At 69.1% G+C, this 20,895-nt stretch carries 18 protein-coding genes; 7 read left to right on the top strand and 11 right to left on the bottom strand.

Annotation, left to right across the window (positions count from 1 at the left end):
* Window positions 1-279 precede the first annotated feature (279 nt).
* Window positions 280-1,245, top strand: coding sequence for a COX15/CtaA family protein (locus tag JQX13_RS19890; RefSeq protein ID WP_203410532.1), 966 nt, complete (start codon window positions 280-282; stop codon window positions 1,243-1,245).
* A 55-nt stretch (window positions 1,246-1,300) separates the two neighbouring features.
* Here JQX13_RS19890 and JQX13_RS19885 read toward each other — a convergent pair whose 3' ends face one another.
* Both JQX13_RS19885 and JQX13_RS19880 read right to left on the bottom strand, forming a co-directional pair.
* Complete coding sequence (locus JQX13_RS19885; protein ID WP_239014922.1) at window positions 1,301-2,137, bottom strand: SIR2 family NAD-dependent protein deacylase; 837 nt, start codon at window positions 2,135-2,137, stop codon at window positions 1,301-1,303.
* A gap of 25 nt (window positions 2,138-2,162) precedes the next feature.
* On the bottom strand, window positions 2,163-3,935 hold the full coding sequence (locus JQX13_RS19880; protein WP_203410531.1) for a hypothetical protein: 1,773 nt from the start codon (window positions 3,933-3,935) through the stop codon (window positions 2,163-2,165).
* A gap of 107 nt (window positions 3,936-4,042) precedes the next feature.
* Here JQX13_RS19880 and JQX13_RS19875 point away from each other — a divergent pair, with 107 nt between their 5' ends.
* A complete protein-coding gene (locus JQX13_RS19875) occupies window positions 4,043-4,669 on the top strand; it encodes a DUF2378 family protein (RefSeq protein WP_203410530.1) in 627 nt (208 codons plus the stop codon).
* Between the two features lie 117 nt (window positions 4,670-4,786).
* Here JQX13_RS19875 and JQX13_RS19870 read toward each other — a convergent pair whose 3' ends face one another.
* From JQX13_RS19870 to JQX13_RS19860, 3 genes are all read right to left on the bottom strand, one after another.
* On the bottom strand, window positions 4,787-5,251 hold the full coding sequence (locus tag JQX13_RS19870) for a dirigent protein (protein WP_239014920.1): 465 nt from the start codon (window positions 5,249-5,251) through the stop codon (window positions 4,787-4,789).
* Between the two features lie 129 nt (window positions 5,252-5,380).
* Window positions 5,381-6,865: a glycine betaine ABC transporter substrate-binding protein gene (locus JQX13_RS19865; RefSeq protein ID WP_203410529.1), complete on the bottom strand. Its 1,485-nt coding sequence runs from the start codon at window positions 6,863-6,865 to the stop codon at window positions 5,381-5,383.
* A complete protein-coding gene (locus JQX13_RS19860; protein WP_203410528.1) occupies window positions 6,862-7,605 on the bottom strand; it encodes an ATP-binding cassette domain-containing protein in 744 nt (247 codons plus the stop codon). The genes JQX13_RS19865 and JQX13_RS19860 overlap by 4 nt, the downstream gene beginning before the upstream one ends.
* 245 nt (window positions 7,606-7,850) lie before the next feature.
* On the opposite strand from JQX13_RS19860, the gene JQX13_RS19855 reads away from it, so the two are divergent.
* Window positions 7,851-9,245, top strand: coding sequence for an H-type lectin domain-containing protein (locus JQX13_RS19855; protein ID WP_203410527.1), 1,395 nt, complete (start codon window positions 7,851-7,853; stop codon window positions 9,243-9,245).
* Window positions 9,246-9,258: 13 nt separating this feature from the next.
* Window positions 9,259-9,747 (top strand): hypothetical protein, encoded by a 489-nt coding sequence (locus tag JQX13_RS19850; RefSeq protein WP_203410526.1) that lies wholly within the window; start codon window positions 9,259-9,261, stop codon window positions 9,745-9,747.
* A 45-nt stretch (window positions 9,748-9,792) separates the two neighbouring features.
* Here the strand turns inward: JQX13_RS19850 and JQX13_RS19845 are convergent, their stop codons facing one another.
* The 5 genes from JQX13_RS19845 to JQX13_RS19825 form a co-directional block, all read right to left on the bottom strand.
* Window positions 9,793-11,466, bottom strand: coding sequence for a mechanosensitive ion channel family protein (locus JQX13_RS19845; protein ID WP_239014918.1), 1,674 nt, complete (start codon window positions 11,464-11,466; stop codon window positions 9,793-9,795).
* Window positions 11,467-11,657: 191 nt separating this feature from the next.
* Window positions 11,658-12,242, bottom strand: a complete 585-nt coding sequence (locus tag JQX13_RS19840; RefSeq protein WP_203410525.1) for a hypothetical protein — start codon at window positions 12,240-12,242, stop codon at window positions 11,658-11,660.
* Between the two features lie 872 nt (window positions 12,243-13,114).
* Entirely contained in the window at window positions 13,115-13,615 is a 501-nt protein-coding gene (locus tag JQX13_RS19835; protein ID WP_203410524.1) for a thermonuclease family protein, read from the bottom strand.
* The gene (locus JQX13_RS19830) at window positions 13,603-14,811 is read right to left on the bottom strand and encodes a lamin tail domain-containing protein (protein WP_239014916.1); all 1,209 of its coding nucleotides are present in this window, start codon (window positions 14,809-14,811) and stop codon (window positions 13,603-13,605) included. Before JQX13_RS19830 ends, JQX13_RS19835 begins: the two co-directional genes overlap by 13 nt.
* The gene (locus JQX13_RS19825) at window positions 14,808-16,955 is read right to left on the bottom strand and encodes a helix-hairpin-helix domain-containing protein (RefSeq protein WP_239014914.1); all 2,148 of its coding nucleotides are present in this window, start codon (window positions 16,953-16,955) and stop codon (window positions 14,808-14,810) included. The genes JQX13_RS19830 and JQX13_RS19825 overlap by 4 nt, the downstream gene beginning before the upstream one ends.
* A 131-nt stretch (window positions 16,956-17,086) precedes the next feature.
* Between JQX13_RS19825 and JQX13_RS19820 the strand changes: the two genes are divergently transcribed.
* Together JQX13_RS19820 and JQX13_RS19815 are read left to right on the top strand one after the other, a co-directional pair.
* Complete coding sequence (locus tag JQX13_RS19820) at window positions 17,087-17,860, top strand: alpha/beta hydrolase (RefSeq protein WP_203410523.1); 774 nt, start codon at window positions 17,087-17,089, stop codon at window positions 17,858-17,860.
* A 43-nt stretch (window positions 17,861-17,903) separates the two neighbouring features.
* Window positions 17,904-18,440 carry a DUF2378 family protein gene (locus JQX13_RS19815; protein ID WP_203410522.1) on the top strand — a complete coding sequence of 179 codons (537 nt, stop codon included), beginning with the start codon at window positions 17,904-17,906 and terminating at the stop codon, window positions 18,438-18,440.
* Between the two features lie 18 nt (window positions 18,441-18,458).
* On the opposite strand, the gene JQX13_RS19810 is transcribed toward JQX13_RS19815, so the two are convergent.
* Complete coding sequence (locus tag JQX13_RS19810; RefSeq protein ID WP_203410521.1) at window positions 18,459-19,616, bottom strand: ATP-grasp domain-containing protein; 1,158 nt, start codon at window positions 19,614-19,616, stop codon at window positions 18,459-18,461.
* Window positions 19,617-19,984: 368 nt separating this feature from the next.
* Here JQX13_RS19810 and JQX13_RS19805 point away from each other — a divergent pair, with 368 nt between their 5' ends.
* A complete protein-coding gene (locus tag JQX13_RS19805; RefSeq protein ID WP_203410520.1) occupies window positions 19,985-20,782 on the top strand; it encodes a hypothetical protein in 798 nt (265 codons plus the stop codon).
* The last annotated feature ends 113 nt before the right edge of the window (window positions 20,783-20,895 follow it).

Here is a 20,895-nt window from a genome sequence, read left to right as displayed (position 1 = left end):
CGACCCTCACAGCGCTCCGGGCACCGAGGCACCCGAACTGGAAAGCGTTACCGGGAGAACACATAGCAGGTGGCGTGCCAACGTCAGCGGACCTTGGACGGCCAATTGGAAATCATCCAGGGCCATCCGAAAGCAGGCGGGCATATCCAACGGCGCATCCAACGGAAGCAGGGGGGGGTTCCTGGACACCCAGGTGGATATGGATGTTGGAGGAGCAGGCGGGCAGGTCGGACCAGGGGGGCGGGCGGGGTCGAAGTAGGTTAGGGAGGGAGCCATCCGATGAGTCCTTCCGCCTCCTCCCGTGCCTACCGCGTCTTCAGCTGGTTCACCCTCGCCTTCTCGCTGCTGGTGGTGCTGTGGGGCGCGTACGTGCGAGCCACGGGCTCGGGAGCGGGGTGCGGAGACCACTGGCCGGTGTGCAATGGCGAGGTGGTGCCGCGCGCGCCGAGCGTGCAGACGCTCATCGAGTACACGCACCGGCTGACGAGCGGGCTGGTGATGGTGTTCGCGGTGGTGCTGTGTGTGTGGGGGCTGAAGGCCCACGCGAAGGGGCACCCGGTGCGCACGGGGGCGGTACTCTCGCTCGTCTTCATGGTGACGGAGGCGGCGCTGGGCGCGGGGCTGGTGCTCTTCAAGATGGTGGCGGACAACGAGTCCATCGCGCGGGCCTGGTGGATGGGGGCGCACCTCATCAACACGTTCCTGCTGGTGGGCGCGATGACGCTGACGTGCTGGTGGGCGGGAGGCGGGGAGCGGCTGACGTGGCGGCGGCAGGGGCTGACGGGCTGGCTGGTGGTGGGGAGCGTGGTGGGGCTGCTGACGTTGGGGGTGAGCGGGGCCATCGCCGCGCTGGGCGACACGCTCTACCCGGCCACGAGCCTGGCGGAGGGACTGAGACAGGACGTATCCCCCACGGCGCACATCCTGCTGCGGCTGCGGATACTGCACCCGGTGCTGGCGGTGCTGGTGGGAGCGCTGGTGGTGTTCTCGGCGGGGATGGTGGCGAGGCAGCGTCCGTCGCCAGCGGTGAGGAGGTCGGCGATGCAGCTGGGCATGCTGTACGCGCTGCAACTGGTGGCGGGGATGGTGAACGTGGCGCTGCTGGCGCCGGTGTGGATGCAGCTGGTGCACCTGCTGTTGGCGGACGCGGTGTGGATCGTCCTGGTGAGGCTGAGCGCGGCGAGCCTCGCCCTGGGAGCACCGAGAACGGACGTAAAACTGAAGTCCGAGCTCTCCCTGTCCTGAAAACTCCCTCTCCCCCCGGGAGAGGGTCGGGGTGAGGGTATCCGGTTCCCCGGCTTCACCCCCGGGCCAGTTCCTCATCGATGCCCCGCAGAGCCTCCAGCGCCCGCAGGGGCAAACTGATGCCGCCGGTAGGAACCTGGGGCTCGCGCACGTTGATGCGAATCAACGTGCCCCGGCTCGCGGCCATGCGCTCACAGAAACGCCGCACGGAAGGGATGGCGGTGCCCGCGCCGCACTCGACGACGGCCAGCGTGCCAGGCGCCACCGCGTCCAACCACCGCGTGAGGCGCCGCTCCTGAGCCTGGCTGCGCGAGTCGTTCCAATCCCAGTCGTTGAACATGAGGATGTTGGGCCGCACGAGCGAGCCGCAGCGGGAGCAGACGGGAAGCGGCGGCCTGGCGCGAAAGGTCTCCGGGTCCACGTCCACGGAGTACGCATCGGCGGAAACGACGTCCGTGCAGGAGCCGAGACACTGCACGAAGTGGATGGAGCCGTGGATTTCGAAGAGACGCTCCTCCGGGAACCCGGCCTTCTGGAAGTGGCCGTCGACGTTGGAGGTGAAGACGGAGGCGCCGTGCTTCATGCGCGAGCCCCAGGAGCGCAGCAGCGCGAAGCCCGGGTGGGGAGCCGTCGCGCGGTACAGCCCGAGCCGATGGCCGTAGAACCCCCAGGCGAGCTCGGGCTCCCTCTCGAACCACTGGGGGTTGGCCAGGGAGGAGAAATCGAGCCCGAGCTTCCCGTAGGCGGGGTAGGCGCGCCAGAAGCCCTCGTTGCCACGGAAGTCGGGCAGGCCCGAGTCCACGCCCATGCCGGCCCCCGCTCCGATGAGGAGGGCCTGGGCGGAACGCAGCACGTCGGCGGCACGGCGAAGCTCCTGGCGCATCCGGGTCATCCCTCTCCCCTCCTCGTGCGAGCCACTACAGGAACGAGAACGACACCGCGTCGCCCTGGGGCGGAGGCGTGAAGCGCTGCAGCTTGCGATCCTTGAAGTGGAGCAGCACGAGCGAGGGGTCCTCCAGGGGCACGTCGAAGGTGAAGGACAGCTTCCGGGGCCCTCCGGTGTCCGCCTCCAGCACCTTCACCCTCAAGCCCTCCATGGAGACCTCGTGCCCGGCGGCCAGGGGGAAGCGGCTGGAGCGGTGGATGCGCTCGCCGATGGTGGTGAGGAAGCGGCCGTGCTCCAGCGCCACCTCGAGCGTGGACGGACCGGTGCGGGTGATGTGGTGCTCGCCCGAGGCGTAGGAGAGCGTCCACCAGGCGCGCGGGAGCACCTTGCCGGTCGCCCACCACTGCACCGAGGTGTAGATGCCCACCATGGCGTTCGGCGCGTTGAGCACCACCACGCGCTGCTCGGGGAGGCGCGCCATGTCGAACTGCTCCTGGAAGCGCAGCTGGAGCCGATCATTGCTGGCGGAGACGGTGGAGAACAGGTTGATGGTGCTCCACCAGACGTAGGGCGCGGCGACCACGTGGAGCAGCACCAGGGCACCGGCGCCGGCGACCACGGCCTTCCCGCGCCAGGAGCGCTCGCGCCGGCGCCAGGCGTGGTGCAGCACCACGGCGACGGCGACCGCGCCACCCAGGCTCGGCACGAACAGCGTGCGCGAGGAGGGGAAGGTGGAGGCCGCGAACCACGTGGAGAGGAAGGCGCCCACCAGCAGCCAGCGGACGTGACGGCGCTCCGCGTCCTCCAGGCCGGTCCAGCAGGCGCGCAGCAACAGCCCCACCACCACCAGGGCGGCGAGCCCCACGCCCAGCATGATGCCCTCGAGACGGGCCTCGCCCGCGAAGTCCACGGGGGCGTTGAGCAGGATGCCGCCCAGGTTGATGGGCACCCGGATGAGCGCCGTCTTCAGCCAGTAGAGGGGGCTGTCCAGCGGATCCAGGTACATGTCCGAGCCCGAGGCACCGTAGTTCAGCTTCTGGTGCACCCCCATGTAGACGAGCAGCACCAGGCCCGTGGGGACGAGCGCGCGGAGCCGCTCGGCGGGCCGGCCCGGGGCCCCCAGCAACTCATAGGCGACCAGATAGCCGAGGACGATCAACGCCGTCTCGCCGCCCGCGAGCGCCACCACCAGGGAGAGCACCGAGAGGGGCAGCGCCCAGGTGCGGCCCTTCTCGCGCCACTCCAGGTGCAGGCACAGGCCCACCAAGGAGAAGAGCATGGAGACCACCGCGCTGCGGTTGGCCAACCACCCCACGGTGGCGGCGTGCGAGTCGTCGATGGCGAAGAGCAGCAGCGCGAGCGCGCCCAGGGCCCCGGGCAGCACGCGCCGCATCAGCGCGCCGGCCAGCGCCACCAGGCCCAGGTACCAGAGCACCGAGTGCACGTGGTAGCCCAGTGCCCGGGTGCCGAAGAGCGAGTAGTCCATCGCGAAGAGCGCGCTGGAGAGCGGCCGCCAGAAGGCGACCTTGAGCTCGGGCAACACCCACCAGGGGAAGACCCCCTTCTCCATGAGCGCATGTTGCGCGGCGGCATCCCCCGCGGCGATGCGGTACAGATCGAAGGCCGAGTTGGCGAGCGGCGCCGGCGGCGGCACCTTCCCGAGGATGCCCAGGTAGACGAAGTCGTCGGGCATGAAGCCCGCCCTCAGCACCAGCAGGCAGAACGCCAGCGCGGCGCCCAGGGAGACCCAGAGGACGCGGGGAAAGGACAGCCAACGAGCAAGGCGGGACGGGGGAGTGTCCATAACCCGACTACCATACCAGGGCCGCAATCCCAGGTACCGCTCCCCTCCCCGTTCTCTCAACAATTCTTAATGTAGCGGCAAAAGAGCGGAAAAAGAGCAGGTGTGTCATGGCGGGCATGGAACAGCCCCGCTCGAGCACCTGGACGCCCTCCCCCTACTCCCTCCGCCGCGAGCCCGTCGTCTTCGGCCACGTGATGGAGCTGTTGCTGACCGACATGGAGCTGCTCCATCCGAGGGCGAGCGAGGCGCTCGCCGGGCTGGGGCTCTCATCGCGGGAGCCCCACGCGATCTACCCGAGCGCCGCGTGGGTGGGTGCCATCCACGTCCTCTCCGGCGCGCTCTACTCGCACCTGTCCTCGCCTGGCGCGGAGTTCGCGCTCGGACGGCGGTTCATGGCGCGGATCCTCCGGTCCCGCATGGGCGAGGTGATGAACGCCCGCGCCCGGGCGGTGGGCCCGGAACGCACGATGCACCGGCTGCCCAACCAACTGCGGATGCTGAACAACTACCTGGGTGCCTCCGTGCACGAGCTGCCCGGGAAGAGCCGCTGGGAGCTCACCCTCCGGCCGCTCCCCGAGTTCTTCCTGTCGTCGGGGGTCCACGTCGAGCCGCCCCAGTTCACCCGAGGCGCGCTCACCACCGCCTTCCAGGCCGCCGGCGTGTCCGGCATCCAGATGGACCTGGTGCGCCACGACGCGTCGCTGGGCACGTCCAGCTTCCACCTCACCTTCTGAGCCGCCCCGGGTGAGCCGCCCCAAGCCGATGGCTTCCGGCCCGGGACAGGTGGGTCCGACATCCGAGGTTGGCGCGTGGAACCCGCTGAAAAGGGCCACGCGAGAGCCCCGGGAAACCTACCGCTTCGGCTTCAGGAACGTGAGCACCTGGGTGAACGTCCTGTCTCCGTTGGGGGTGGTGAGCAGCACACCGCTCGCCCCCTCATAGGCGCCCGTGCCGCCGACGATGGGAATCGAGGAGGGGCCGCTCTCGGCCTCCCGGCCCGCGACGGTGATGGATCCATCGGCCATCGTGAGCGTCCACTGGCACTCACTGAACTGGCCGGGCAGCGTGCGGATGCAGAAGCCACTGTTCGAACCAATATTCTCCCTGGCTGCGTTCAACAGCGGCTGATCAAACACAAACATATCGCCCGGCGAGTCACCGGGGGCCCCCAGGTCCACCGGCGAGGCGATTCCGCTGCGGGCGTCGGCGATGGTGGTCAACGTCCAGGACTCCTCCGCCTGGGCGTTATCGGCACAGCTCCACATCGTCGAGGCAAGAGACACGACACCAACAGCCACGAACATGGCCTTGCGCATATGACTTTCCTTTGGGTTTGGCCCGTCCAGGGCCAGCGCGGCGTAACATGGCCACCGAGGACCGTCCAGCGATGCCCCCTCTCCCTCTGGGAGAGGGCGGGGGGTGAGGGTCGTCACCCGCGTGTTCCACTAAAGCCGTAGACCCCGGGGAACCACGAGCCGCTCGACGAGCTCGAACAACCCACTGACGAGCAACGCGAGCACCGCCGCGGGCACAGCGCCCTGGAGGATGAGCGCGGTGTCATCCAGCCGGATGCCGGTGAGGATGGGCTGTCCATAACCTCCGGCGCCGATGAGGGCCCCCAGGGTGGCGGTGCCCACGTTGATGACGGCGGACGTCTGGATGCCGGCGAGGATGGACGGAGCGGCCATGGGCAGCTCCACCAGACGCAGGCGAGCGCCGGGGGGCAGCCCCAGCGCTTCAGCGGACTCACGTACCTCCGGAGGAATCCCCGAGAGCCCCGCGGCGGTGTTCCGGATGATGGGCAGCAGGCTGTAGAGGAACAGCGCCACGATGGCGGGCCGCGAGCCGATGCCCAGTAGCGGAATCATGAACACCAGCAGCGCCAGCGAGGGCACCGTCTGGATGATACCGGCGAGCGCGAGCACGCCCTTGCCCCACCTCGGCCTGCGGGCCACCAGCACGCCCAGGGGCACCGCGACCCCGATGGCCGCGAGCAACGACAGGCCCACGAGGAACAGGTGCTCGCGCGTGTGGCGCCACAGATTCGCGAGGACACTGTCGCCGCGCACCGTCACCGTGAGGCCCAGCTCGCGCTCCAGGAACGTGGCCGCGACCTGACGCTCGGGGACGCGCTGCAACTTCGCCCGGGCGTTGAGCTCCACCATCTCGGGCTCGGAGATGCGGCCCGCGAGCCGCCCGAACGCCGCAACGGCCTCGGGAGCACGCCCCTCCAGATCGGCACGGTAGAGGAGCACGGCGTCATACGCGGGGAAGTGCCGGAGGTCATCCTCAAGGACGCGCAGGTGGTAGTAGGCGATCTCCGCGTCGGTGGAGTACAGGTCGGTCACCTGGATGGCGCCGCTCTCCAGGCCCCGGTAGGCCAGGTCGTGATCGAGCCCGCGCACCTCCCGCTGCGGCAACGCATAACGCGCGCGCAGGGAGGGCCAGCCGTCGGCCCGGTCCATGAACTCGTTGCTGAAGCCGAAGCGCAGCTCCGGGTGCTTACGCAGGTCCGAGAGGGTGCGAATGCCCAGCCGCTCGGCCTCGGCCTCCTTCATGCCCAGGGCATAGGTGTCATTGAAGCCCAGGGGCGCGCTCATGCGCAGACCCTCGGCGGCGAGCGCCTGGCGCAGGGCCTCGTCATCGGGCAGCGGACGGCCGGCGAAGATCTCCTGGCGCAGCGTGCCGGTGTACTCGGGGTAGACGTCGATCTCCCCGCGCCGCAGCGCCTGCCAGAGCACCTGGGTGCCCCCGAGCTCGCGCCGGTGCTCGGCCCGCGCGCCGGTGCTCCGGGCGAGCTGCGTCACCATGTCTCCGAGGATGACGGACTCGGTGAACTTCTTGGAGCCCACGCGCACGCCAGGGCCCTCCGAGGACACACCGGAGCACGCGGCGAGCACGACCACCAGACAGACACCGAGCCCCCTCATGACGGGCGCCCCTCGAGGGGCAGACGCTGGGCCTGGAAGAAGCGGGTGACGAAGGGCTCCGCGGGAGCGCGCTCCAGCTCGGCGAGCGGGCCCTGCTGGACGATGCGGCCCTCGCGCATCAGCACCACGTGGTCACCGAGGAAGGCGCCCTCGGCCAGGTCGTGGGTGACGAGCACCACCGTCTTGCCGAGCCGGGCGAAGATGTCGCGCAGGTCGCCCTGGAGCTCGTAGCGGACCATGGGGTCCAACGCGCCGAGCGGCTCGTCGAGCAGGAGCACATCCGGGTCGAGCATCAGCGCGCGCATCAAACCAACGCGCTGGCGCTGGCCCCCGGAGAGCTGGCCGGGGTAGCGCTCGAGGGCGTCCGGGGGAAACCGGGTGAGCTCGACGAGCTCGCGCAGCCGGGCGTGGACCCGGTCCGCGGGCCAATCCAGGTAGCGGGCCATGAGGGTGGCATTGCCCCGGGCGGTGAGGTGCGGGAAGAGCCCACCGCCCTGGAGGGCATAACCCATGTGCTGCCGGACGGTGAGCAGGTCCTCGTCGCGCAGGGGCTGACCCCGGAAGAGGACGCGACCGGTGTCGGGCCGGAGCAAACCGTTCATCAGGCGCAGCAGCGTGGACTTGCCGCAACCGCTCGGGCCGAGGAGGACGGTGGTGCGAGCCTCGGGCAGACGCAGGTCGAGCGGATGGAGCGCCCACGTGACACCGAAGCGCTTGGAGACTCCTTCGAACTCGAACACCTGACGCCCTCCTCGCGGATTGCCCTCGCGTCCGATTCCTCTACACGGGGGACGACACCCCGCAACATCTCCGGTCCTCGAGGGTCATGTTCTGTAAACCCGGGAGGGTTCCTCGGGGAATGCACGCTTGCCGGGGTATTGCACGGTCTCCACCTTCGCGCGGCCCGAGCCGTCCCAGGCGGGCTCCCCAAGGCGGAGACGTCATGCCCCCGAAACGAATTCTTTTCCTTCTGTATATGTTGTTGTTGGCCCTTCCCCTTCCGGCCCGAGCGCAGACCAGCCCGCGCGCGGTCAGCATCCGCATCCAATGCGAGCTCAGGGACGTCAGTCAGACGAGCGCGACATCGATTCGTGATTGCCAGAGCCTCTTCGGCTGGTTCGAGGGCCGGCTCGACTGGCGCAGTGGCGGCACGGTGGGCGACGACTCCTCGGGCACGCTGCTGTACTCGGAGATCGGCCGCTTCTACGCGACCCACTCCTTCGACGGCGAGGTGCTCGTCTACGCCGATGGCAACGACGTCTCCGAGGACTTCCAGCAGCGCTACCTCACCCCGAGCGAGCACAACGTCCTGACGGCGCCGGACGTCCGGGTCGTGCTCTACGCACACAAGCGGGGCGACTACGTGCTGCTCACGGACCAGCGCTTCATGCCGGTGGCGAGCGCGGCCTGGGCCCGGTACGCGGAGGAGGCGATGCGCTTCTCGGGTGAGCTGCGCGGTGACGTGACGGGGCCACAAGAGGGCACGCGGGTGGTGGGCCTCCAGAACGTCCCCGTGTCCGAGCTCGCGCCGGCCCCCGGGCAGCAACTCCGCTTCGATGGAAGCCAGTGGGCGCCCACCTCGCCCTCGCCGCTGACGGCGGGAACGGGGCTCCAGGGCGGCAGCTATGACGGCCTGAGCCCGGCCACCTTCGAAGTGGTGTTCGGAAAGGGCCCGGGCACGGTGACGGAGGGCTCCGACGTGAGGCTGCCACCGCTTCCGGACGGGGAAGGACAGCTGCTGTACTCGCATGACGGGCACTGGACCGCGCTCGCGCCGGGCGCCCCGACGCAGGTGCTGCACGGGGGTGACACGCCCTCGTGGGGGCCCGTGGCGCTGGAGAGCGACGTGAGCGGAGTCCTGCCGGCCGCGAACGGCGGTACGGGACTGGACTCGCCGGGCGCGGCGGGCAACGTCCTGCGGAGCACCGGGACGGGCTGGGCCAGCGGCCCGCTCACCGGCTCGGATATGCCGGGCGGCAGCGGCCACTACATCCAGAACCAGGACGGCGCGCCGCAGGATGCCCGGATGTCCATCAGCGGAAAGGCGAGCGTCGGAGCCCTCCAGGTGGGCGGAGGCACCACGTTCCAGCGGGTGCAGATGGGCACGTTCGTGCTGAACCCTCCCGGCCGGTGCGGCGGCTACCCCGTCGTGAAGTGCAACTACACCTACTCGTTCTGGTTCCCGATGGCGTTCTCGTCGCCCCCGACCGTCCTCGCCTCACCGCGCAGCGAGTGCTGGGACTGCTCGGACACGTTCAACGTCACCGTCCGGAGCGTGACGAACAGGGGGTTCAACGTGGTGGTGACGCGGACCGACCCGAGCCGCGCGGGTGGAGACTGGGGCCAGTCCCTGCGAATCGACTTCCTGGCCGGTAACTGAGGCGGAGACAGGGATGAACCCGGGTCGCTCCATCTGGATGCTGGCGTCCGTGGCGCTCCTCGCCGTGGGCGTACTGCTTGGAGTCCACGTGTATCGCCTGGAGGCGCGCCTGGCCTCGCTGGAGGCGAGCTCCGCCGGAGCCGGAGCGGCGACACCTGCGGAGGGACAGGCGCGAGCGTCGCCCGTCGACTCCACCGGCCGGCTCCTGCGGCTCGATGACGAGGCGGCGCGGCAGCTCTCCCGGAGGCTTGGGGGAGAACTGGGGCTCGAACAGGAGCGGGTGGAGAAGCTCACCCGTTTCCTGATGGCCTTCCACCTGCGCGAGGCACTGGCGAGCGCACGGGCACAGGGCGAGGACATATCCGAAGCGGCGGCGAGCTACCCCGAGTTGCTACGGGGAGACCTGAAGCAGGAGCTCCGCGAGCTGCGGCTCACCGAGGCCCAGCTCGCCGCCCTATCCCGGGAGACGCCAGGGCTCGACGCCCTGCTGTCGAGGCAATGAAGCTCCCTCTCCCTCTGGGAGAGGGCGGGGGGTGAGGGTCTTCACCTACCTGGGCCGAGGGGCCGGGACCAGCACGTTCTCCCCCGGCCTGCCCGTGGACGCGGCGAGCGCCTGACTTCCGACAGACACCGCAGCGTCCGAGACGAGACTGGTCTCGGCGCGCAGCACCGGCAGGCCCTGCGGCTGCTGCTGGAGGAAGGCGATGAGCTTCTCGCGCACGATGCAGCGCAGGTCGAACGCCTTGCCCGCGTCCGACGCGCTCACCAGTGCGCGCAGCGTCATCGTCCGCTCGCTGCAATTCGTCACCTGCACGCCCTGCGCCTTGCCATCCCACAGCTCGCGGCCCTCGTCGTGGAGGATGCGCACGAGCTCGGCCCGCACCGCGTCCACGTTCGTCCTGTAGTCCGCGTACACCTCCACGGTGCCGAGCAGCTCCGGCGACACCTTGCTCCAGTTCTGGAAGGGCTTGTCGAGGAAGTGGCTCATCGGCACCACCAGCCGCCGCAGGTCCCACACCTTCACGACCACATAGGTGAGGGTGATCTCCTCGATCCACCCCCACTCGTTCTCCACGATGACGGTGTCGCCGATGCGCACCGGCTGGGTGATGGAGAGCTGGATGCCGCCGAGCAGCGTGGAGATGGACTTCTGCGCCGCGAGGCCGATGACGAGGCCCGCGATACCGGCCGAGGCGAGCAACGACACGCCCACATTGCGCACCGCCTCGAACTGCAACAGCAGCAGGGAGATGGCGATGACATAGGTGGCCGCCTCGACGATGCGCCGCATCACCACGAGCTGGGTGCGCAGGCCCCTCACCCGCCCCACGTCGGCGCCGGACTCGCTGACCACCTTCTGCTCGATGAAGCGGGCGGACAGCTTGACGAAGCGCAGGACGAACCACGCCACCGCCACCAGGGCCAGCGAGTGCGCGACCACGTCCACCCACCGCTGCGCCGGAGGCGGGAGCAGCAACGCCCGCGAACCCAGGGCCCCCAGCACCGAGAAGAGGGCGTAGCGCACCGGGCCCTCGCCGGCCGCGAACACCTGATCATCCCAGCCGGACTTCGTGAAGCTCGCGGCGCGCTTGCCCAGGCGCAAGCTCCACTGCTCCAGCACCCGGCTCGCCAGCGCCACCGCGCCCACTCCCAGCACGAGCCCCAGCCACTGCCACAACTCCAGGATCCAGAACGGGCGCGCGAAGAGGAAGGGAGGCAGCACCTCCAACATCGGCGAGCCGTGTTGCGCGAAGAGCGCGTCGATGGCGCGCACCGTGTCCTCGCTGAAGACCCAGAGGGAAGCCCCATCGGGCCCGCTCACCTTGCGCAGCCGGATGTCCCGCTGCCCCTGGCCGAGCGGAATCTGCCCGACCGAGTCGTAGAGCGCATCCGCCGGGTCCCCCTGCGGATCATGGCTGATGCGGGAGAAGTCGAACCACAGCGCGCGGTCCACCACGAACATCAACCGCAGCGCGAGCCGTTCGCCCTCGGCGCGCTGCTTCTCCTTCGGCAGGTGGGACAGCCACAGGTAGTGCGGCATGCGCGTGACGTCCCGGGCGTGCGTGGCCTCCAGGAAGCCCGCCACGGTGGCCGAGGGTGTGCGGCGATCCACCTCGGGCGGAGGCTCACCGAGCCCTTCGTTGAGCGCGTTGAGCGCGAGGCCGGTGGACGGGACCACCAGCAGGAGCAGCGACAGGAGGGCGAGGTATCGATGCATCATGGGGGTCCGCATAAGCTATTTTGACCTCAAAATAAATATCAGAAGAGCAAGGCCCCCTGGACAGGGAGGAAGGAGGGTTGCGCATGCCCCCTCTCCCCCTGGGAGAGGGCGGGGGGTGAGGGTAGTCGCCCCCGTGAGCCACTCGGAAGCAGTGCCGAGGACCTCGCGGACAAGCCACGGCTCAGCACGGCTCAGTTCTCGATCCGAGGAGCCTTGATGACCGCGGCGGAGCACCGCCGGACCACGCCGTCACTGATGTTGATGTTGCCCCAGAAGTCGCTCGTGCCGGTGACGGAGAAATCCTCGACGGTCGTATTGCGCCCGGTGGAGTTCAGCCCCTGAGCGCCGTGACGATCCGATCCTGGCCAGTAATCGGGGGCGGAGTAGGAGCCGCCCACCACGGTCACGTTGGCGTTCTTCTCGTTGATGTTGATCCCCATCAAGGAGTCATGGCGCTCGTTGATGTACCCGCGCTGAACCATGGTGAGGTTCTCGATCCGCCCTCCCTGGCTCAAGTACGGATGATCCCCCTGGATGTAGGTGTTCAAGGCGAACGTCGCGTTGAGACCCCGGGCCCGGATGAACTGGACGTTCGCACTCCGGAACGCCTCGAAGCCATGGAGGAGGATGGGGCTGCCCACGGTGCAATCGATACACCCTCCCCCGCTGGAGTCGGCCCACTGGAACATCCACTGCACGTAGATCTTCAACCCTTCCGTCATCACCACGTCGACCCGCTCGGCCCAGACGCTCTCGGCACCATTCGAGGTGCTCACGGCACCCTGGCCTGCTCTGCAGATGATCGATCCGGGTCTTCCAGAGACCATCCGTCGGGAAGATGCCCTTGAAGGCGACACTGCCCGAGCGCGTGTGACGGTAGTCCCGGAGCCGCAGGATCTCCTGCTGGTTGTACTTCAAGTAGATATCGAAGCCGCTCGTGCCGAAGGTAAAGGTCTTCTCGGAGTCCGAGGAGCTGTATCCCGGCAGCTTGCTGGCGAGGTCGCTGATGACCTTCAAGCGATAGGTCTTCTCGGGCAGACCCTTCGCGCCGTCGATGTTCTTGACGATTCCCACCTCCAGGCTTCCGGTTCCCGCCCGGGCATGCCGCAGGTAGATGGCGCTTCCATCCGGGGTGAGCCGGAGGAAGAGCCGTCCGTAGGTCATCCAGGTCGTGACCTCGACATCACGCGAGCAGACCCTGGACTGGAGCAGGTGCTGATTGAAATCACTGCTGACGAAGCTCTTCGTCTGCGAGCCCGTCGCATTGAAGTTCGGGACCACCTTGCCCGGACTGTTCAAGAGGTACGAAGACAAACTATCGGCGGCGCAGGTCGAGTTGGAGGCCCGGGGCTGCGGGTCGATCTCGATGCGAACCGGAGAGATGGGGGTCCGGGAGGCATCGGAGCACAGCGTGATGGCGGGCCCCGCGTACAGCGTCTCCGTTCGAGCGGCCTCCTCGGGAGCCGCGGGAATCACCTCCTCCTCGAGCCCGGTGCAGGCAGCGCAAAGCCGCAAGGAAAGGACGCCAATGAGCACCCGCGCGATCACGGTCATCGCTGAATGGAACATGTGTCTGTCACCTGTCGTTCCACGGTAATTCCCAATTACCCGGTGAAGCACTGATCAAGCGAATGCCGAAGCGCGCGCCTCACCGGGCACACGGGACGGAGGAGCACGCGCCCCACATTCCGCGGCCGGCGCGCCGGGCGGAGGACTCGAGCGCCTCGAACTCGGAGCGCCGGGAGCCACCCGCCGGAGCCACGTAGAGGACACAGGCATATCCCTCCCGAGCGAGCAGGGAATTCACCTCGCGACCATCCACGCTCACATACGCGAGCAGCCGCCCATAGCGGTCGGTACACGCCTCGCCGTACTCCAGCCGCACGTGGCGGCCCTCGACGAGGGAGCGGTTGAAGTCGCGGGCCTGGGAGCCGAAACACTCGTGCTTGCCACCCGTGCTCTCCGGAGTGTCTACGAGCAGGTAGCGCACGCGCTCACCGCTCTGGAGCACGAGGGTGTCACCATCCACGACCCTCGACACCACGCCGGCGCCCGGGCCACAGGCGGACTCCGAGCCGCACGCGCACAGGACGATGAGCACCCACCCGAGCGCGACGAAGAGCACCCGCCAGCCACTCACGGAACGCATGGACGGTTCTCCGCGCCAGGGGTGCCCCAATCTCCCAGGCCGAAACGAAAGTCCCTGGGCGTCGGACAGAAGCTCTCCGCCGCATCGTTGCGCGTGGGGTCCCTGCGAGCCGGGTCGAGCTGACGGGACACACCGGGAGTCGCGGCGCTCGTCCAGGACACCTCGTCGAGCAGGGTGCCATCCAGGAGCAACCGGAGCGCATGAAACCCCTCGCTGTTGCTCAAGCCAAACGAGAAGGTCCCCAGCACGGAAGGCAATCCCCCATTGGCCGCGGAATCGGCGCTCCGCGCGAGCACCACATGGGTCCCCGCCCTCACCTCCAGGCACCTCGAGTCACCGAGCAGGGTCCGACCACTCCCCTCGTTCGCGAGCGTCACGCCATTGAGGTCCACATCGCGAAAGGCATACACCTCCACCCACTCCCCCGAGACATCCGCCACGGCCTTCGGATCGGCCATGACCTCGGTGAGGAGCACGTCACCCGGACGCGGACGAGACAGGCTCCGGACCGACCCCGTGCGCGAGGACAGACACGTACTCGAGGACACGCCCGCGTCGCCGGACACTCCACCATCCGCGCCTCCGAGCGGCTCCGCGCAGGCCGGGTTCGCGGCGCCGGGGCTCGTCCGGGTGCCACCGTCCGGAACAGGAGGCGCATCACACCACCGGCCCGGCTCATCATTGTCCGTCGAGTCCGGGACGAGCCTCCCGTCGTAGATGCGCCCCACACCGGGACGGGTCGGCCCCAGGTAGCGCACCTCGTCCACGACGACATCTCCACAACGCAGACCCACGAGCCCGCCCGAGTTCCCCAGGGAGCCCAGGACATCGCCGTACGAATGACTCACATGGGCGGGCAGCGAGTCCGAGCGCACGTCCCCGAGCACCACATATCCCCGCGCATCCACCGGCACGGAGGACTCGAAGAGATACGCCCGCTCCTGCGAGCCGTCCGCACGCGCCGAGTAGAGCAGGAGCCCCCGCAAATCCACCGCCGAGCGCCCGGGGTTGTGGAGCTCCATCCACTCCTGCCCGGTGTCCGCGCCCTCGGGGTCCGGCAGGAGCTCGGTGAGGACGACGTCTCCGGGCCGCCAGCCTTCACAGGCGGGCTCCACGTCACCGAGCGAAAGACCACAGGCGCCACTCACGAGCACCAGGGGCAAGGCAAGACAACGAAGGGGTATGACTCTCTTCAAGGTCGACTCCATGGGAAACGGCCTTCCAGCTCCAGCCGGAAGAGGTGTTGAGGGGGCTCGGGAGGAGTGCGCGAGCCCACGGGTGCCTTCAAATCCAGCGCGAACTCGTACCGGGCACGCAGGCCGGGCCCACGCTCGAGAGCCCAGGCCACCTCCAGCGAGGTGCGCAGCGTCTGCGTGAGCCGGGTGTTCTCCGAGAGGTCCTCGTCCTGCCAGCTCGCGCGTCCGTGCAGGCGCAGCGACGGCAGCGGCCGGAAGAGGACATCCAACAGGGCACGGCCGTCCTGCTGAAAGCTCTCGGGGCGCTGACGACTGCCCACCCACGTGTGCTGGTACTGCACGGCCAGCGCCAGACTCTCGAAGGGCGCGAGCCGCACCCGGCCCGCGAGGCGATACTGCTCGCCGGCACAGGTGGCGTCTCCCGCGAAGCACAGCCCGGGCCCGTTCCGCCCGAGGTCCTTGTTGCGATGCTCCACCCACACCGAGGGCTGGAGCTCCGGCACGCCCACGGAATCCACCCGGACGGAGGTCCCCAGGTGGGCAACGCCAGACGACTCGCCTCCGGGAGGCTGCGTCCACACATCCACCCGCCCCACCAGGCGCCACGCCCCGTCCGCCGTCCGGTGGAGGTAGCGCAACCGGGCCCCCATCTCATTGCTCGCGCGCAGGCCCTCGGACTCATCGGGGCCCGAGACGGCCCGGCTGTAGGGATTGTCGAAGCCGCGCCCGTAGTAGCGCAGCGTCAGCTCCAGCTCCCGGCGCCTGTCACCGAGCACGGAACGCTGAACGGCTCCGAAACCGCCCCCTGCCCCGGGCGGGCCCGAGAAACCACGCGCGCCCTCGAAGAAGAGGTCCACCGGACCGGCACCCCACGCGGCGTCCACCCCCACCGCGCCAGGAGCACCCCCCCCGGGGTAGCGGGCACTCTCCTTGAAATCGAGCGACACGCCCTCCACCGCCCACACGGGCCAGGCGCCCCAGCCCGTCAGCCCCACGCGGGCGCGCGGTGAGAAACCCACGGTGAGGTGGCCACCTCCGGCCAGCTCGTGGAAGACATCTGGCAGGGTGCGCGAGACGAAGCGCGCGGCTCCGGGCACCTGCTTCCCGGGGAGCACGGCGAGCACGTCCGGAGCCTCGCGGGTCTTCGTGTCGAACAGCTCGTACTGGGAGAGGTCGCGCGACTGGTACGAGCCGAAGCCCGTGAGCGACAGCGCCACGCCCTCCACCTGCCCGTGCACGGTGCCCACCACGCCGCGAAAACCCTCCGTCCACCCGAAGTCCGGAGTGACGCGCCCCTGCTCACTCGCGTCCGAGCAGGCCCCCGTCCCCGTCAACATGCAGCGCCGCTCGGAGCCACCGGGCGCGCGGAATCCATCGTCGGGGACGAAACCGTCGGGTGCGGGCTGGCCCGTGGTGTCGAGGGTGAGCCGCTGCCCGAAACCCAACCGGTACGTTCCCACCAGCACCGACGCGTGCTCGCCCTCCCACCGCACATGGAGCTTCGGCAGTTGGAGCGCGGCGCTGGGGAGCTCGGCCACCAGGGCACGGCGGCGCGAGTCGTAGCGCACGGAGTCCAGGCGACGCCGGGTGAGCGAGAGAACGCCCCCGCCCCGCAGCCCCAGCGGCCCGTCCACCCGGGCCTGGAGCAGGACGGGAGGCACCAGCGCATCCGCCGCGCCATACGCGCTCAGCAGGCGCACGCGGCCGGAGAGCGTCCCCTCCCCGCGCTCCTCTCCGGCGAGGAAGGGCCGCAACCGGCGGAGCTCCTCCGCGGTGAGCACCCCGGCCTCCACCAACTCCTCCGGCGCGAAGGAGCCCCCCACCCGCTCCCGGTACGCGAGGAGCGCGTCCACCTGTGCCCACGTGAGGCCCGGCAGCGCGTACAGCACCTCACGCGAGGCGGTGCGCGGCTCCACGCCGGTGCGCAGCAACTCCCGCAGCGTCTCGAATTCCTCTTCCGAGAGGACACCGTCCTCGTACAGCACGCGGAGGTCCGTCTCGTCGTCGATGGAGAGCTCGACATCGTAGGGCTCGGCGCGCGCGTCCGGCGCGACGAGGAGGAGGAAAGCGGTCATCAGCAGGGTAAGCGGGCAGGCACGTCGCACGGCGCGGGCGCCCTGCACGAAGGAGACCAGCGAGGACACCTCGGGGACCCCACCTCCGAGGTGTCCCGGACGGGGACGGCCCATCCAGGACGCGGACCGGGACGCGGGGGAGTTGGCCGGGACCGCGGGGCTGACTATCGTTCGACCCCGCCGTTCTCCGGCGCCCGCCCATGGGTCACGTCCACATCATCCGAGACTTCTCCTCTCCACAGGAGGGCTTCACCCGCACCGTGCGCATCTACACGCCGGACGGGTACGACCAGGCCCCCCACCACGCCTTCCCCGTGCTCTTCATGCACGACGGGCAGAACGTCTTCGCGCATGCCGAGTCGGCGGTCTTCGACACCTGGTGCGCCAACCACGTGGTGGAGCACCTGGTGGGCGAGGGCCGGGGGGAGCCGTGGCTCATCGTGGGCATCGACTCGGGTCCCGGGCGTCTCGAGGAGTACACCCCGTGGGACGAGCCACGTGGCAACGTGCGCGGCCGGGGCGACGCCCATGCCCGCTTCGTCGTCGAGACGCTCAAGCCGTACATCGACAGTGTCTACCGCACGCGCCAGGGCGCCGAGTGGACGGCCATCATCGGCTCGTCGCTGGGCGGGCTGATGTCGCTGTACCTCGGCTGGAAGTACCCCGAGGTGTTCGGCCGCATCGGCGCGCTGTCCCCCTCGGTGATGTGGAGCGAGTACCAGATGTTCCGGAACTGGACGACCCACACCCGGCGCTGGTCGCGCATCTACCTGGACGCGGGGGCGGACGAGTGGATCGACCCGGGCGGCATCCCGATGCCCTACGGCGAGGCCACGCGCGACTTCTACTTCCACCTCAAGGGGCTCGGGTACGCGGACCACGAGGTGGCGCTGGTGCTCGAGCCGGGCGGGCTCCACCACGAGCGCGACTGGCAGCGGCGGCTACCGTTCGCGATGAACTGGCTGCTCGGATGAAGAGGGGCGGTTGCGACCTCGCGAGGTAAAGCAGGAAGACCGGATGGTCTTCGTCCAGGTGGTGGAGGGCCTGCTCCGGTACGGAGTGGGTGGACGGGTGACGCCTCGCCTGCGCAACCGACTGCGACAGGTGGGGCTGGACCTGGACCGGCCGCTGCTGCCGGCCTACCCGGTGGACCAGTGGAAGCACTGCCTCCACATCATCATCGAGGAGGTGTACCCGGGGATGCCGCGCGAGGAGGCCTTCGGCCTGTTGGCGGCGGCGCACCTGGAGGGCTACGGCCGGACCCTGGTGGGGCGCGCGCTGCTGAGGCTGTTGCGGCTGCTCGGCCCGAGGCGCACGGTGCACCAGATGACGCAGGCGCTGCGGACCTCGGACAACTACACCGAGGTGCGGCTGACGCAGCTGGGGCCCACCGCCTACGAGATGTGGATGAACTCGGTGTTGGACGCGCCGGGCTACGCCGAGGCGCTCTTCGTGAGCTTCCTGCGGGTGAGCGGCGCGGAGGAACCCCGGGCGAATATCGTGCGCGAGGAGGACGGGGGGACGGTCTACCTCCTCACCTGGAAGGAGCGCTGAGGGCGCGCCGGGAGGGCGTCAGGTGGCCTGGATGAGCCGGATGGCCTCGTGCATGGAGGCGAGGTCCTTGTGGCGGGTGAGGTACATCTCATTGCCCATGGCGCTGTGGTAGACGGCGGGCATGTCGCGGTGGAGCAGGAGCGCGTCGCCGAGCTTCGCCACCAGTTCCGCGTGGGAGTAGCGGTAGCGGCGGCTGGCGCGCCGGGCGCTGTGGCACACGTGATACTTCAGCGTGTAGCGGAAGTCGCGCAGGTCCTCGCCAGTGAGGATGCGAGCCCAGAGGCGGTACACGTCCATGTCGCACGTGTAGTTCATCATGTCCGTCATGAAGCCACCGGGGGGACGCAGATTGGCCTCGAGGGCGACGTAGCTGCCGTCGGAGAGCCGGAAGAACTCGAGGTGGAACCAGCGCTCGCGAAGACCGAGCGCGGCCACGGCGCGGCGGCCGAGCGCCTCGAGTGCGGGAGGGACCTCGGTGAGGCTCCAGAAGGAGATATCGCGCTGCTCGAGCACGACCTCCATGACGCCATCGCTGTACTCGTGGCTGAGGCGGAAGACGATGTTCCCATCGCGGTCCACGAGCCCGTCATAGGTAACGATGGCGCCGCGCACGAAGGCCTGGGCGACGTAGTTGTGGAGGGGCTCGGCGAGGGCGGCATCGACGTCGGCATCGGAGGAGACCTTGAAGGTGCGGGCGGCGCCGACGCCGACGTCGGGCTTGAGGACGAGCGGGTAGCCGACGCTGCGGGCGAAGGCCTTCACACCGGCGGCGTCCTTGACGGGGATGCCATCGGGATGGGGGACGCCGGCCTTCTTGAAGACATCGTGCATGCCGAGCTTGGTGCGCAAGCGGGCGATGTCGGGAGGCAGCAGACCGGGGACGTGGAAGTCCTCACGGAGACGGGCCTCGACCTCGAGCCAGGTCTCGTTGAGCGAGTCGATGCGGTGGATGCGACCGTGGCGCCAGGTGAGATAGCCGGTGGCGCGGAGGAGGGCGTCGTAGTCGTTGAGGTTGGGGGTGAAGAAGTATTCGGAGAGGGATTCGCGGAGCTCGTGGGGGAGGGAGGCGTAGGGGGCGTCGCCGATGCCGAGGACCGTGACACCGCGCTCGCGCAGGGCGGTGACGAAGTGGAAGAACTGGGGAGGAAAATGGGGTGAGATGAAGACGACGTTCATGGGCGGGCTCGGGAGGGCCTCCTGCGCGAGAGTCACCATAGCGCGGCCGGAGACGGCGCCCATTTCCAGGTCGGCCCCGAGTAAGAACCGCGACATTCGCAATACCCCCTCTCCCTCCGGGAGAGGGTTGGGGTGAGGGTATCTCGCCTCCCTGGTTGCCCCTGTGAAAGCCCCCTCTCCCTCTGGGAGAGGGCTGGGGTGAGGGTCTACCCCGGGTGAACTCCACCCACCCGAGAGACACGGAGAGTGCCACCTGGACAGTAGGCCTCCCCATGGTCCACCAGTCACCTCCTGGAGCAAGGCCACGACTTCGGTGCAAACAAGAGCCCCAGGCGCCGAGCGGACAGGAAGGCGAGCGAGGAGCGAGCATGAAGGACGAGAAGGAGTCCGGGTCGAGTTGGGAGGAATCGGAGCGATTGGGGCCGTACCAACTGCATGAGCAGATGCAGCAGGCCGCACGGGAGCGGGGAGAACTGTACCGGGCCACGAACGAGACGAGCGGGGCGACGGCCCTGGTGCTCAAGCCCACGGCCGAGGACGAGGACGGCGAGACCCGGCGGAAGGACTGGCAGGTGCGCTGCGTCTCCTCGAGTTCGCCCGACTACCTGGCCCTGGAGGTGGAGCGAACCCCGTGGTCGGTGTCCCCGGACAGACACTCGGCGGAAGCGCTGGTGTTCACGTTCGAGGACCTGCGCGAAGGAGTGAGACGCATGGCCCGGCACCTACCCACGGCCGACGAACCTCGCCCCAAGTGGCGCCTGGGACTCGCCCTGGCGAGTGCCGCCGCGGCGTGCGCCCTGCTCTTCGCCCTGGCCAACATGTCCCGACCACCCGACGGCCCGGATTCCGAATGGAGAGCCGCGCTATCACCCATGAACCCCGAGGGGGTGCAGACGGACACCGCGATGCCCTTCGAGGGAATTTCGCTCACGGACAGCAGGGATGGAGGGTCTATTGATCTCCTTGCCCGTCCCCTACCGAGCAAACCCTACAAGGGGCAGAAGCGTCCTCCCTGCACCCCCCGTATCGAGGTAGAAATCATGGGTGGCTGCTGGGTGCCGCACAAGCTGAAGGCACCGTGCCCTGAAGAACTCCACGAGTACCAAGGGGAGTGCTACACGATCGCCGTCAGCGCCAAGCCACCGCCCCAGTCTCTTGGGCAATGAGTACGCAAGGCCATCGCAGCAGACGAGGAAGTCGAGCCAGTCGAGGTGAAGGCCGTCCCCTACCGCGACCTTACGTGACGGCAGAGCACCACCTTGGAGCACATGGGACTGCC

The organism is Archangium violaceum, assembly GCF_016859125.1.
In the GTDB taxonomy this organism is placed as follows: domain Bacteria; phylum Myxococcota; class Myxococcia; order Myxococcales; family Myxococcaceae; genus Archangium; species Archangium violaceum_A.
Note: the sequence above shows the minus strand (reverse complement) of the source record. Positions and strands in the feature narration are given on the sequence as shown.

Excerpts from the sequence above, each read along its gene's own strand:
- JQX13_RS19890 (WP_203410532.1), top strand. The coding sequence starts at position 280 with ATGAGTCCTTCCGCCTCCTCCCGTGCCTACCGCGTCTTCAGCTGGTTC.
- JQX13_RS19885 (WP_239014922.1), bottom strand. The coding sequence starts at position 2,137 with ATGACCCGGATGCGCCAGGAGCTTCGCCGTGCCGCCGACGTGCTGCGT.
- JQX13_RS19880 (WP_203410531.1), bottom strand. The coding sequence starts at position 3,935 with ATGGACACTCCCCCGTCCCGCCTTGCTCGTTGGCTGTCCTTTCCCCGC.
- JQX13_RS19875 (WP_203410530.1), top strand. The coding sequence starts at position 4,043 with ATGGCGGGCATGGAACAGCCCCGCTCGAGCACCTGGACGCCCTCCCCC.
- JQX13_RS19870 (WP_239014920.1), bottom strand. The coding sequence starts at position 5,251 with ATGCGCAAGGCCATGTTCGTGGCTGTTGGTGTCGTGTCTCTTGCCTCG.
- JQX13_RS19865 (WP_203410529.1), bottom strand. The coding sequence starts at position 6,865 with ATGAGGGGGCTCGGTGTCTGTCTGGTGGTCGTGCTCGCCGCGTGCTCC.
- JQX13_RS19850 (WP_203410526.1), top strand. The coding sequence starts at position 9,259 with ATGAACCCGGGTCGCTCCATCTGGATGCTGGCGTCCGTGGCGCTCCTC.
- JQX13_RS19845 (WP_239014918.1), bottom strand. The coding sequence starts at position 11,466 with ATGATGCATCGATACCTCGCCCTCCTGTCGCTGCTCCTGCTGGTGGTC.
- JQX13_RS19835 (WP_203410524.1), bottom strand. The coding sequence starts at position 13,615 with ATGCGTTCCGTGAGTGGCTGGCGGGTGCTCTTCGTCGCGCTCGGGTGG.
- JQX13_RS19820 (WP_203410523.1), top strand. The coding sequence starts at position 17,087 with ATGGGTCACGTCCACATCATCCGAGACTTCTCCTCTCCACAGGAGGGC.
- JQX13_RS19815 (WP_203410522.1), top strand. The coding sequence starts at position 17,904 with ATGGTCTTCGTCCAGGTGGTGGAGGGCCTGCTCCGGTACGGAGTGGGT.
- JQX13_RS19810 (WP_203410521.1), bottom strand. The coding sequence starts at position 19,616 with ATGAACGTCGTCTTCATCTCACCCCATTTTCCTCCCCAGTTCTTCCAC.
- JQX13_RS19805 (WP_203410520.1), top strand. The coding sequence starts at position 19,985 with ATGAAGGACGAGAAGGAGTCCGGGTCGAGTTGGGAGGAATCGGAGCGA.